At 63.3% G+C, this 12,371-nt stretch carries 12 protein-coding genes; 5 read left to right on the forward strand and 7 right to left on the reverse strand.

Going from position 1 to position 12,371, the window contains the following annotated elements:
* Window positions 1-7: 7 nt before the first annotated feature.
* The 3 genes from KU43P_RS09315 to yegQ all read right to left on the reverse strand — a co-directional run bounded on the left by KU43P_RS09315 (window position 8) and on the right by yegQ (window position 3,904).
* On the reverse strand, window positions 8-748 hold the full coding sequence (locus tag KU43P_RS09315; protein WP_317662502.1) for a copper resistance protein B: 741 nt from the start codon (window positions 746-748) through the stop codon (window positions 8-10).
* On the reverse strand, window positions 741-2,480 hold the full coding sequence (locus tag KU43P_RS09320) for a copper resistance system multicopper oxidase (protein ID WP_317662503.1): 1,740 nt from the start codon (window positions 2,478-2,480) through the stop codon (window positions 741-743). The genes KU43P_RS09315 and KU43P_RS09320 overlap by 8 nt, the downstream gene beginning before the upstream one ends.
* An 80-nt stretch (window positions 2,481-2,560) precedes the next feature.
* Window positions 2,561-3,904 (reverse strand): tRNA 5-hydroxyuridine modification protein YegQ, encoded by a 1,344-nt coding sequence (gene yegQ, locus KU43P_RS09325; protein ID WP_317662505.1) that lies wholly within the window; start codon window positions 3,902-3,904, stop codon window positions 2,561-2,563.
* 130 nt (window positions 3,905-4,034) lie between these two features.
* Here yegQ and KU43P_RS09330 point away from each other — a divergent pair, with 130 nt between their 5' ends.
* A complete protein-coding gene (locus KU43P_RS09330) occupies window positions 4,035-5,099 on the forward strand; it encodes an AI-2E family transporter (RefSeq protein ID WP_317662507.1) in 1,065 nt (354 codons plus the stop codon).
* 18 nt (window positions 5,100-5,117) lie between these two features.
* Here KU43P_RS09330 and KU43P_RS09335 read toward each other — a convergent pair whose 3' ends face one another.
* Window positions 5,118-7,181 carry a TonB-dependent receptor family protein gene (locus KU43P_RS09335; protein ID WP_317662509.1) on the reverse strand — a complete coding sequence of 688 codons (2,064 nt, stop codon included), beginning with the start codon at window positions 7,179-7,181 and terminating at the stop codon, window positions 5,118-5,120.
* 230 nt (window positions 7,182-7,411) lie between these two features.
* Here KU43P_RS09335 and KU43P_RS09340 point away from each other — a divergent pair, with 230 nt between their 5' ends.
* Genes KU43P_RS09340 through KU43P_RS09350 form a run of 3 tightly spaced genes read left to right on the forward strand, consistent with a single transcriptional unit; the run spans window position 7,412 to window position 8,409 of the window.
* Complete coding sequence (locus KU43P_RS09340) at window positions 7,412-7,660, forward strand: helix-turn-helix domain-containing protein (protein ID WP_317662511.1); 249 nt, start codon at window positions 7,412-7,414, stop codon at window positions 7,658-7,660.
* Window positions 7,661-7,670: 10 nt separating this feature from the next.
* Window positions 7,671-8,063 (forward strand): head completion/stabilization protein, encoded by a 393-nt coding sequence (locus KU43P_RS09345; RefSeq protein ID WP_317662513.1) that lies wholly within the window; start codon window positions 7,671-7,673, stop codon window positions 8,061-8,063.
* Window positions 8,047-8,409: a hypothetical protein gene (locus KU43P_RS09350; protein WP_317662514.1), complete on the forward strand. Its 363-nt coding sequence runs from the start codon at window positions 8,047-8,049 to the stop codon at window positions 8,407-8,409. Before KU43P_RS09345 ends, KU43P_RS09350 begins: the two co-directional genes overlap by 17 nt.
* A gap of 9 nt (window positions 8,410-8,418) precedes the next feature.
* Here KU43P_RS09350 and KU43P_RS09355 read toward each other — a convergent pair whose 3' ends face one another.
* A complete protein-coding gene (locus KU43P_RS09355; RefSeq protein WP_317662516.1) occupies window positions 8,419-8,799 on the reverse strand; it encodes a helix-turn-helix domain-containing protein in 381 nt (126 codons plus the stop codon).
* A gap of 200 nt (window positions 8,800-8,999) precedes the next feature.
* On the opposite strand from KU43P_RS09355, the gene KU43P_RS09360 reads away from it, so the two are divergent.
* Window positions 9,000-9,302: an ogr/Delta-like zinc finger family protein gene (locus KU43P_RS09360; RefSeq protein WP_317662518.1), complete on the forward strand. Its 303-nt coding sequence runs from the start codon at window positions 9,000-9,002 to the stop codon at window positions 9,300-9,302.
* A gap of 44 nt (window positions 9,303-9,346) precedes the next feature.
* Here the strand turns inward: KU43P_RS09360 and nuoN are convergent, their stop codons facing one another.
* Complete coding sequence (gene nuoN, locus KU43P_RS09365) at window positions 9,347-10,816, reverse strand: NADH-quinone oxidoreductase subunit NuoN (protein WP_317662520.1); 1,470 nt, start codon at window positions 10,814-10,816, stop codon at window positions 9,347-9,349.
* A gap of 7 nt (window positions 10,817-10,823) precedes the next feature.
* Window positions 10,824-12,356 carry an NADH-quinone oxidoreductase subunit M gene (gene nuoM / locus KU43P_RS09370; protein WP_176518015.1) on the reverse strand — a complete coding sequence of 511 codons (1,533 nt, stop codon included), beginning with the start codon at window positions 12,354-12,356 and terminating at the stop codon, window positions 10,824-10,826.
* Window positions 12,357-12,371 lie beyond the last annotated feature (15 nt).

The raw sequence follows: 12,371 nt of genomic DNA on the forward strand, positions 1-12,371 counted from the left end.
GACTCCTTTAGAAACGCAGGCGCACGCCTGCCACCACGCGGGTCTGGGCGAGATCTTCGCCGTGCTCGCGGGCCTGGTCGGCGCGGTTGCCGTGCAGGCGGTTGAAGCTTACCCCGATATAGGGCGCGAAGCTGCGGGTGATTTCGTAGCGCAGGCGCAGGCCGAATTCGCTGTCGGCCAGCCCGGCGCCTTGCTCATGGCCTGCAGCGTTGCGCCCGTAGAAGTTGGCTTCGAGGGTGGGCTCGAGGATCCAGCGGTTGGTCAGCAGCATAGCGTAAGCGGCTTCCAGGCGCAGCGCGGTCTGTTGCCGCTCGCCTGCATAAGCCGTGGCTTCCAGCTCCAGGCCATACAGCGCGGTGCCCTGGATACCGAAGGCTGCCCAGGCCTGGCCGCTGGCGGGCTTGAAGTCCTGGCGCACACCGCCGACCAGCTCCCACCAGGGGCTGATGGCATGGCCCCACAGCGCCTGCAGTTCGGCCTTGTGGGTCTTGCCTTGTTCGCGCTCGCCTTCACTGCGCAGCCAAAGGCGGTCGACATCGCCGCCGACCCAGGCCGTGGCGTTCCAGTTCAGTGCGCTGCTGCTCTCGAAGTGCTGGTACTCGAACTGGTCGATGATGACTGCCCCGTTGACTGCGCGATCATGCACCTGGTGATTGCTCATGGGGGCAGGGCCGGCCACGGCCCGCTCGCTGTTGAGCAAAGCCAGCAAGGCCAGGCTGCCCACGATGTGCTTGCTGATCTCATTCATCGACGCGTACCTCGCGGAACATGCCGGTCTCCATGTGATACAGCAGGTGGCAGTGATAGGCCCAGCGGCCCGAGGTATCGGCGCTGACCCGGTAGCTGCGGCGGCTGCCGGGCGGCATGTCGACGGTGTGCTTGCGCACCAGGAAGCGCCCGTGTTCGTCCTCCAGGTCGCTCCACAGGCCGTGCAGGTGGATGGGGTGGGCCATCATGGTGTCGTTGACCAGGGTGATGCGTACGCGCTCGCCATGCGCCAGGCGCAACGGCTCGGCGTCACTGAACTTGATGCCGTTGAACGACCAGGCGAAGCGTTCCATGTGCCCGGTCAGGTGCAGTTCGATGTCGCGCGAGGGTTCACGGCCATCCGGGTCGGGGTAGGGGCTGCGCAGGTCGGCGTAGGTCAGCACCCGCCGGCCATTGCCCCGCAGGCCGATACCAGGGTCGTCCAGGTTGGCGCGTGGGGCCATGGTCTGCATGTCCACCAGCGGGTTACCGGTTTCACTGGATGGGTGCTGCTGCATCGGCGCCGTCGCCGATGGGCTCATGCCGGCCATGGCGCCGTGGTTCATGCCGGTCATCTTGCTGTGGTCCATCCCCGCCATGCTGCTGTGGTCCATCGCGGCCATGTCGCCATGGCCCATGTCGGTCATGCTCAGCACCGGCCGTGGGTCGGGCGTTGGCACCGGTGCCTGCAAACCTGCAGCACGGGCCAAAGTGCCTCGGGCATAGCCGGTGCGGTCCATGCTCTGGGCGAACAGGGTATAGGCGGGCAGGTCGCCGACCGTCACCAGCACGTCGTACGTTTCGGCCACGGCAAGGCGCAGTTCGTCCACCGTCACCGGCGTCACCGGCAGGCCGTCGGCGGCGATTACCGTCAGTTGCAGACCGGGAATGCGGAAATCGAAGTAGGTCATGGCCGACGCATTGATCAGCCGCAGGCGCACGGTTTCACCTGGCTGGAACAGGCAGGTGAAGTTGCCGCCCGGTGGTTGGCCGTTGAGCAGGTAGGTGTAGGTGGCAGCGCTGATGTCGGCAAGGTCGGTGGGGCTCATGCGCATGCGCGCCCAGGCCAGGCGTTCGTCGACGGTGTTGCTCCAGCCGTTCTGCGCCACATCGTCGATGAAGTCGCCCAGCGTGCGCTTGTGGTAGTTGAAGGCATCGGACTGCTGCTTGAGCGTTGCCAGCAGGGCCTCGGGAGCCTCGTCGGACCAGTCGCTGAACAGCAGTACATGGTCGCGTTGGTAACGGTGCACCTCTGGTTCGCGCGGTTCGATGACGATTGCCCCGTAGACCCCAGCCTGCTCCTGCAGCCCGGGATGGCTGTGGTACCAGTAGGTGCCGCTCTGGCGCAGGGTAAAGCGGTACAGGTAGTCGCCACCGGGGGCGATGCCGGCGAAGCTCAGGCCAGGTACGCCGTCCATCTCGCTGGGCAGCAGGATGCCGTGCCAGTGGATCGAGGTGTCCTGGTCAAGCCGATTGCGTACGCGCAATGTCACCGTGTCACCTTCGCGCCAGCGCAACAGAGGGCCGGGCAGGCTGCCGTTGACGGTCAATGCCGTGCGCGGTCGACCGGTGATATTGACGGGTGTCTGGCCGATGAACAGTTCGAAGTGCTGGCCGGCCAGGGCCTGGCCGTCGGTAGCACCGGCCAGCGGCCGCCACAGGCCGAAGCCCGCTAGCGTGGCAGCGGCGCCCAAGCCTTTGACGAAGGTGCGACGGGAAGTGGTGGGCAACATGCAGTGGCGCCTCTTGCGGGGGAGCCACGATGGTCGCCGGTTGCGCCTGTCAGCTAGCTGAGGCGGGGATTACAGCCCTGTCAGGCAAGCGGCACCTGAGTGTCCTGCTGGAGCAGGTCACGCATCAGCAGCGTATGTTCGAGCGCGACCTGCTCGGGGATCGGCAGGTAAACCACATGGCCGTCCCCGGGCGCCACGTCGATGGCCAGTTGCTGGTGGTTGAACAGGTTGTGCAGGTCGAAGTGATAATTGCCGCGCGGAGTCATCAATTCCAGATGGTCACCCACGGCGAAACGGTTCTTGACCTTGACCTGCGCCAGGCCGTCGACGCGTGCACCGGTCAGTTCGCCAACGAACTGCTGGCGCTCTGACAGCGAATTGCCGCGCAGGTAGTTCTGGTATTCGTCATGCACATGACGGCGCAGGAAACCTTCGGTGTAGCCGCGTTGTGCCAAGGATTCGAGGTTGTCCATCAGGGCCATGTCGAACGGCCGTCCTGCCACGGCATCGTCTATGGCCTGGCGATACGACTGCACTGCGCGGGCGCAATAGAAATGCGACTTGGTGCGGCCCTCGATCTTCAGTGAGTGCACGCCCATGGCGGCCAACCGTTCGACGTGCTGGATCGCGCGCAGGTCCTTGGCGTTCATGATGTAGGTGCCGTGCTCATCCTCGAACGCTGGCAACTCGCTGCCGGGCCGGTTGCTTTCCTGCAGCAGGAACACCTGCTCGGTCGGCGCCCCCAGGCCCAGTGTCGGCTCGACGTGATGCACGATGTCGCCAGTGGCGTTCTCGGTGGCCGGCGCGGCCTGGTACTTCCAGCGGCAGGCATTGGTGCAGGTGCCCTGGTTGGGATCGCGCTTGTTGAGGTAGCCCGACAGCAGGCAACGGCCGGAATAGGCCATGCACAGGGCGCCGTGGACGAACACCTCCAGCTCCATGTCCGGCACCTGCCGGCGGATTTCCTCGATCTCTTCCAGTGACAGCTCCCGCGACAGGATCACCCGGCTCAGGCCCAGGCCCTGCCAGAATTGCACGCTGGCCCAATTGACCGTGTTGGCCTGCACCGACAGGTGCACGGGCATCTGCGGGAAGTGCTGGCGAACCAGCATGATCAGGCCGGGGTCGGACATGATCAGAGCATCTGGCGCCATCTCGATCACTGGGGCAAGGTCCTTGAGGAAGGTCTTGAGCTTGGCATTGTGGGGGGCGATGTTGACCACCACGTAGAAGCGCTTGCCCAAGGCATGCGCCTCGGCGATGCCGAGGGCCAGGTTGGCATGGTCGAATTCGTTGTTGCGTACCCGCAGGCTGTAGCGTGGCTGGCCGGCGTAGACAGCGTCGGCGCCATAGGCGAAGGCGTAGCGCATGGTCTTGAGCGTGCCGGCGGGGGCCAGCAGTTCGGGCTTGGCAATCGGGTTCATGGGCGCACCGGGGCAAAAATCGCGGATCCTAGAGCGTCAGTGGGGGAGGCGTATTGATTTGAATCAAGGCTCGGGTGGCACTTTTCCAGCGATGGCCTGCACTAATGTTCAGGACACTCAAGGAACTTCCATGAACGCTACAGCGTTGCAGAACAAAGCCCTGGCCGTACTCCTGGCAATGGTGACGATAGCCTTCGTCTGGATTCTGCTGCCGTACTACGGCGCCATCTTCTGGGCGGTGATCCTCGGTATCTTGTTCGCCCCGCTGCAACGCCACCTGTTGATGCGTTTTGGCCGGCGGCGCAACCTCGCTGCGGCCACTACCTTGCTGGTCTGCATGGTGGTGGCCGTGCTGCCGGTGATCATCACCAGCGCACTGCTGGTGCAGGAGGGTGCCAACCTGTACCAGCGTATCGAAAGTGGGCAACTTGACATCGCCGGCTTCGTCGCGCGCGGCAAGCACATGCTGCCGGCATTCGCCCAGCATGGCCTGGACAGCCTGGGCATGGGCAACCTGGACGGTCTGCAGGACAAGATTTCCAAATGGGCCACGCAAGGCAGCCAGGTGCTGGCCGGCCAGGCTTACAGCTTCGGGCAGGGTACGTTCGATTTCCTGGTGAGCTTCGGCATCATGGTGTACCTGCTGTTCTTCTTTCTTCGCGAAGGTGCGGAGGTGGCGCGCCAGGTCCGGCTTGCCGTGCCACTGCCCGAGCAGCAGAAGCGCAGGTTGCAGCTGAAGTTCAACCGGGTGGTGCGCGCCACGGTAAAAGGCAATGTGCTGGTGGCCATCACCCAAGGCGCGCTGGGTGGCTTCATCTTCTGGGTGCTGGATATCCCCAGCGCGCTGGTCTGGGCCGTGATGATGGCCTTCCTGTCACTTCTGCCAGCGGTGGGCGCCGGCATCATCTGGGCGCCGGTGGCGGCCTACTTCCTGCTCACCGGGGCGTTCCTGCAGGGCATTATCCTGACAGCGTTTGGCGTGCTGGTGATCGGCCTGGTGGACAACGTGCTGCGGCCGATCCTGGTAGGCAAGGACACGCGGATGCCCGATTACCTGATCCTGGTGTCGACCCTGGGAGGGCTGGCGGTGTTCGGGCTCAATGGCTTTGTGATCGGGCCGCTGATCGCGGCCTTGTTCATGTCGAGCTGGGCGATTTTCGCGGCCTCCAAACCTCAGGTGCAGTTGCCTCAGTAGGGGGCCGCACAGGCCTCATCAGCGAAAGCTGTACGAAACCCCGGCATACACACCCAAGCCTTCCCCCGGGGTCGAGCGGGCGATGTCCTTGCCGCCGTCGTCATACCCCGGCGTCACCGTCGCCGCATAGCGCTCGTTGGTCAGGTTGCGCAGGTCCAGCCAAGTCTGCCAGTCCTGTTTCGGCGAGTTCCAGCCCAGCCTTGCACCCAGCAGCGCGTAGGCGTCGGCGTGATAGCTGTTGGCGTAGTCGACCTGCACCTTGGAAGCCATCTGCGTATTGACCCCGGCATAGAAACCGCTCGGCCAGTCGTAGCGCAGCTCGGCCTGGTAATAGTGCATTGGTATGCCAGGCAGGCGATTGTCGCCGAACTGGTCGTCATCACGGTAATGGAAGTCACTGAAGGTGTAGGCCTGGCGCAGGCTCAGCCTGCCCGTTCCAGAGCGCTCCCAGAGGGTGCTGTCCAGGCCTGCTTCGACACCCTGGTGCACCGTGGGGCTGGCATTGAACTCCTTGGGCAGTACGCCAGGGACGATCTCCACCGCCAGCAGTTCATGACGAACCTGCGAGTAGTACCAGGTCAGATCCCAGCGGCCCAGCAGCGCGTCACCGCGCGCGCCCAGTTCAAGCGTGGTGGCGGTCTGGTTCTGCATCTCGATGGGTTGAGTGCTGACTGGCGCACTCCAGATGAGCGCCCAAGGGTGTGGCGGCTCCACGGAGCGGCTGAGGTTGCCATACACCTGCAACTGCGGGCTGATGTCGTAACGCAGCCCCAGCCGGGGCGCGTAGTCCCAGTCATGCTGGCTGACCTTGCCGCCCGTGGCGGGGTAGCTCACGTCACTCTCCCGGCGGGTGTAGATCATGGCCAGCCCAGTGGTCAGCCACAAGTCCGGGATTAGCTCCAGGTCGTTGCCGGCATGCAACACGGTGTCCGAACCCTGATAGCTGAAATCGCGGGTGCGGGCGCCGAAGTTCTCGCCGCCGCTGCGGGCGAACTGGGAAGCGCCACTGTTGGGCAGGTGCTTGGTGGTGCGCCAGCCGACGGTGGTCTTGCTCTCGTGGCCGAACAGCGTGTCGCGGCGCAGATAGTTCAACGTGCCGCTCACGTCGGTGTAGGCGACCTTGAGGCGCATCGGGCCTTCGCGCAGGTCCATCGGGTAGTCGTGATAGACCAGCCCTGCTTCCACGCGTGCGTCATCTTCCAGGTAGAAGGTCGTCTTGTTGCCCACCCAGGTGCTGCCCGGTTGCGGGCGGCTGTCGTCGCGGGCCAGGTACGCCGCATTTGCTGCGCGCGGGTCATGCTTGATCTGTTGCTTGGTCAGGCGCCCGGCCAGGTCGTTCTCGGTTTCCCGGTAGCGCAGGTAGAAGCGCGTTTCCAGGTTGGGGTTGAAGCGGTAGCCGAAGTTGGCGGCGATGCCTTTGGCGCTGCCGCTGCTGTGTGCCTGATAGCCGTCGTATTGCGAGTCGGTCAGGGCCACGTAGTAGTCGAGGTCGCCCAACACCTGGCCGGAGCTGACATGCCGGTGCTGATAGCCACGGCTACCCACTTCGTAACGTACCTGCAGCGGTGCGGCATCGTAGCCGGTATGGGTCACGTAATTGATCGCCCCGCCCAGGGCCAGGGCGCCCTGGTCGAAACCATTGGCACCGCGCAGCACTTCGGCGCGGCTCAGCCACAGCGGTTCGAACAGCTCATAGGGGGTGCCGCCCGGGCCGGTCAGTGGCAGCCCGTCGAACATCGTGTACACCCCGGAGCCGTGTGCGCCTGGTGCACGGTTGATGCCCGAGCCACGGATCGAGAGCTTGATGCCATCGTTGCCTGCCGATTGGGCAAACACACCCGGTTGATAGGCCAGCACATCCTGGTTGCTGGCGATGCGGCCTTGCTCCACGCGTTGCATGTCCACCAGGTTGCTGGCGCCCGGGATCGCCTTGAGTCGTTCACGAGCGTCTTCCAGCTCGCTTTGCGCCTCGTCGTTGATCAACAGTTGGCCTAGCTCGACCGAGGGTGCTGCCGTGGCAGGCCCTGCAGAGAAAGCGGCCACAAGACCAAGACATGAGGAAAGGGGCAAAACAGGACGCATCGTACGACTCCAGGCGAAGGGCAGGCAGGGCAACGCCGTTGTGACGAGCGAAATGGCATCCAGAGCACGCGGAATTTCACTCAATCGCAAGAAGCACCTCAACACGGGTTTTGTAGGGCGGGGATCTACAAGCCGTACGAGTAGTGCGGGGACGCTGCGCTTCGTAATGTGCCTTCCAGGGCGGCAACACAGTTGGTTGTCGCAAGTGGCGATGATTCAGGAGTTCGATTATGCAAAGCGAAGAACCAGTGATAACAGACAGCACAGTCGATTTGCCGATACGTCTCACCCCTCGAGAGCAGGAGGTCCTGCTGTGGTGCGCCTATGGCAAGAGCTCATGGGAGATCGGCCGGATCCTGCAATGCAAGGAGTCGACCGTTAACTTCCATGTGTCCAACATCCTGCGCAAATTTGCTGTCCCCACCCGTGTCGGGGCGGTGATCAAGGCTATTCGCTACGGCATATTGGCCGAGGTGTGAGGATTTGAGCATGTTGAACGACATCTCGATTTCTCTGCCGCCTGATGCCCAGGGGGGGATCAACAGTGCGCGCTTTCCCGATTGTCATGATCCTTTCTGGCCACGCATCGAGCTGAGTGCGCTGCGTGAGCAATTGCGCCTCAGCGACGATGTCAGCGAGGCTCGCCTGGCACTCGCCGTGCGCTGCGCGGCGATCGCTGCGGCCCAGGAGTTCTCGCGCTGGCGAGCTGTACTCCGCGCACGGGGTTGCAGGCGCCTCGAAGACTTGGCCGGGCACGCTCACGGGCGCGCGCTGTCGGTTTGCTACCGCTGTTTCATCGGGGCTGCGGTACTGCGCACATTACATACCGGGGGCCTATACCAAGCGCTGCCCGGGGAGGTGGAGCATGGCAGATGGCTGTGAACTGCAGGCCGTGGTGGATGCACTCGCTGAATTGCTGGCGTCGGAGGGTAGGGTGCTGTTGGGCGCGTTTCTCGGGGCCTTGCTGGTCAGTGCCGCGCGGGACCGCATGAACATCGTATCGCGCAAGCGTCTGTCAGTGCGCAAGCAGCTGATGCTGATATTCCTGACCTTGGGCGTCGGCTATCTCTTCGAACCCCTGCTGCTATCGCTGGCGCCCTTGCTGTCCCGTGGCATGGCGGCATTCGTCGCCGCGGTAGTGGTGATCCCGATCACGCTCAAGGTCCTGGTGTGGCTGGACACGGTGGACGTTCGTGAACTCCTCCAGCGCTTGCGTCGGCGTGGCTAGCACCGAGGCCTACCGGTGGGGCCGTTCGACAAGAGCCGCCAGCTGTCGTTCCAGTTGCTGCATACGGTACTTGTCTTCGACATACAGGAGCACTGCCTGCCGGTCTGTAGATGAAAGGCCACGCAGCCGTTCGAGCACGCTGTGCTCCCAGCCATCGTCGGCCTGGCCCGACGAGCCGTAATGGGGCTCACCGAGTAGTAGCCAATCTAGGGTACAGCGGTATTTTATGGCTGCGGATACGCATAATGAGTATGGGATGCTGTCGCGGACCTTCCAGCTGCTCAGTGTCTGGGGGCTGACATCTAGCGCCTTGGACAGCTGAGCATCACTAGCTGAGCCTGTCAGCAGCTTTAGGCGTGCCAGAACTGATGCAAGCGAGTGGCTACTCATAACTAATATCCATGGTTGGTTTGAGGATATCCTTGGGCTTAAAATACTCGTTATGAATACTTTGGTTTCAAATTAAGGAGTAATCCTGGCATGAAAAGTAGTGTAATGAAAAAAAACGCTAATGACTTGGCTGATACCACGCTCACTTGTCGATCAGCCCTACAGCTTTCTCGCATGATTGCCATCAGCAGGTACATGCCGTGAGTACTTACAAACTGGTCTGCCCTCATTGCAACAGCCGAATGCGTATCCGTACAAGCGAAGGGCGGCATATTTTCCTGCGGGTAGCCTACCTGCAATGCACTACCGAGGCGTGCGGCTGGTCGGTGCGGGCAGAGTTCGAAATGACCCATGAACTGTCCCCCAGCGGTATGCCCAATCCGCAGGTGCATCTACCTTCCGCCAGCACCGAATTGCGCAATACGGCATTGAAGCGCGGCGAGGAGGCCCCCCCCAGGCATCCGTCACCCAAGCGTGCTACCGAGTGTGCGTCACGCAGATAAAAAAACACCCCGCAGAGCGGGGTGTCTTTTTTTTACCAGCCTGATCAACCGATCAGTTGCAGCCCTGCCTGCTGGACCATCTCCAGCAGCGGTTGCGGGTAGACGCCCAGCACGAACGCCAGGATGGCGATTGCCAGCAGCATGACGCCACCGGTGCGCTGTTCCCACTTCAGTGGGGCGTCGTGGCGACGCAGGTTCGGTTCGACCAGGTACAGGGTGACCATGACGCGCAGGTAGTAGTACACGCCGATGGCACTGCCGATCACCAGGGCACCGACCAGCCACCACAGCTGCGACTCGACGCCGGTAGCGATGATGTAGAACTTGCCGATGAAGCCGGCGGTCAGCGGGATACCTGCCAGCGACAGCATCATCACGGTCAGTACCGCGGTCAGGTACGGACGACGCCAGAACAGGCCGCGGTACTCGTACAGGGCGTCGGCATCACGGCCGCCGTAAGGCGAGGACATCAGAGTGATGACACCGAAGGCGCCGAGGCTGGTGATCACGTAGGTGACCAGGTACACCCCCATGGCTTCCAGGGCCAGGCCCTTGCTGGCGACCAGGGCGATCAGCAGGTAACCGAAGTGGGCGATGGACGAGTAACCGAGCAGGCGCTTGAGGTTGCTCTGGGTCAGCGCCAGCAGGTTGCCGATCAGGATCGAGGCGACCGCGATCACCGCCAGTACGGTGCTCAGCACACCGCTGCTGGCAGCAGGGGAGAGCATGAACAGGCGTACGACCACGGCGAACACCGCGACCTTGCTGGCCGTGGCCAGGAACGCCGCGACCGGTGCCGGGGCGCCTTCGTACACGTCCGGTGTCCACAGGTGGAACGGTACCAGCGACAGCTTGAAAGCCAGGCCAACCAGCATCATGCCCAGACCCAGTTGTGCCAGCAGGCTTGGCAGGCTGGTAGCCGCCAGGGCCTTGCCGATCTGGTCGAAGCTCAGGCTGCCGGCATCAGCGTACAGCAGGGCCATGCCGAACAGCAGGAAGGCCGAGCCTGCGGCCGACAGCACCATGTACTTGATGCCGGCTTCCAGCGACCGCTTGTTGAAGAACGCGTACGCCACCAGGCCGTAGACCGGTACCGACAGCAGCTCAAGGCCGATGAACAGGCCGGCCAGGTGGTTGGCGCTGACCAGCACCAGGCCACCGAGGGCCGACATCAGCAGCAGCAGGTACAGTTCTTCACGGTTGCCCGGGAAGCCCTTGGAGCCTTCGCCGAGGTAGGCGTGGGCGAGAGTGACGCAAGCCAGCGTGGCCACCAGGATGATCGCCATGTACAGGCAGGCGAACTTGTCGATGGTGATCAGCGGGGTGACCGCCAGCGGCGCGACTTTCAGCGCCGGCAGGATCGACAGCAGGGCCAGGTTCAGCCCCACGGTGGACAGCAGGAAGGTCTGCGAGTGGTTGCGCTTCCAGGCGATCGCCAGCATCACCACCACCGTGGTGATGGTGGTGATCAGCATCGGCGCCAATGCGATGAAGTGTTGAGTGGTGAATTCCATAGCGCTCTTACCGGGCCGAAGCGAGTTGAGTGAAAGCGGAACCGAGCCACTGCTGCACACCACTCATGGTGGCGGCAGAGGTGTCGAGGAACGGCTGCGGATACACGCCCAGCAGCACCAGCAGTACCGCCAGGCCCAGGACCATGATCATTTCGCGTCCGTCCATGCCGGCCAGCACGGTGTCGGCTTTGGCCGGGCCGAAGTAGGCGCGGTGGATCATGATCAGCGAGTACACGGAACCGAACACCAGGCCGGTGGTGGCAATCACGGTGATCCACGGTACATGGGCGAAGCTGCCGATCAGGATCAGGAACTCGCCGACGAAGTTACCGGTACCTGGCAGGCCCAGGGACGCGGCGGCGAAGAACAGGCTGATGGCGGGCAGGTAGGCGATGCGGTGCCACAGGCCACCCATCTGACGCATGTCACGGGTGTGCAGGCGCTCGTACAGCTGGCCGGACAGGATGAACAGCGCGGCGGCCGACAGGCCGTGGGCCAGCATCTGGATCACCGCGCCTTGCAGAGCCTGCTGGCTGCCGGAGTAGATACCGATCAGCACGAAGCCCATGTGCGAGACGCTGGAGAAGGCGATCAGGCGCTTGATGTCGCTTTGCGCGAAGGCCAGGAAGGCACCGTAGAAGATACCGATCAGGCCCAGGGTCATGGCGATCGGTGCGAACTCGGCCGAGGCGTTCGGGAACAGCGGCAGGGCGAAGCGCAGCAGGCCGTAGGCCGCGGTCTTCAGCAAGATACCGGCCAGGTCCACGGAACCTGCGGTCGGTGCCTGGGCGTGAGCGTCAGGCAGCCAGGAGTGGAACGGCACCACCGGCAGCTTCACCGCGAAGGCGATGAAGAAGCCCAGCATCAGCACGTATTCGACGCCGGCCGGCAGCTCGGCCTTGAGCAGGTCGCTGTAGTTGAAGGTGAGCACGCCGGTGGTGTTGTAGTTGACCAGTACCAGGCCAAGGATCGCCACCAGCATGATCAGGCCGCTGGCCTGGGTGAAGATGAAGAACTTGGTGGCGGCGTAGATCCGGGTCTTCTTGCCGTCTGCCGAGCTGTGACCCCAGAGCGCGATGAGGAAGTACATCGGCACCAGCATCATTTCCCAGAAGAAGAAGAACAGGAACAGGTCCAAGGCCAGGAACACACCGACCACGCCGCCGAGGATCCACATCAGGTTGAGGTGGAAGAAGCCGACGTGGCGCTGGATCTCTTTCCAGGAGCACAGTACCGACAGCACACCAAGCAGGCCGGTGAGCAGGATCATCAGCAGCGACAGACCGTCCAGGGCCAGGTGGATGCTGATGCCGAAGCGCTTGATCCACTGGACCTTGTATTCCAGTGCCCAGGCAGGTTCGGCGCCCGGAGCAGGGGCCAGGGTGTAGTCGCCGGTGCCCCACAGCCATAGGCCGATACCGAGCAGCAGGGACATGGTCAGCAGTGCGATCCAGCGCGGCAGGGTGGCGCCGAAGCGCTCACCCAGCCAGCACAGGAAGCCGCCGATGAAGGGGATCAGGATCAGCCAAGGCAAAATCATGACGGGTTGGTTTCC

Origin of the sequence: Pseudomonas sp. KU43P (genome assembly GCF_033095865.1) — a bacterium.
Classification (GTDB): domain Bacteria; phylum Pseudomonadota; class Gammaproteobacteria; order Pseudomonadales; family Pseudomonadaceae; genus Aquipseudomonas.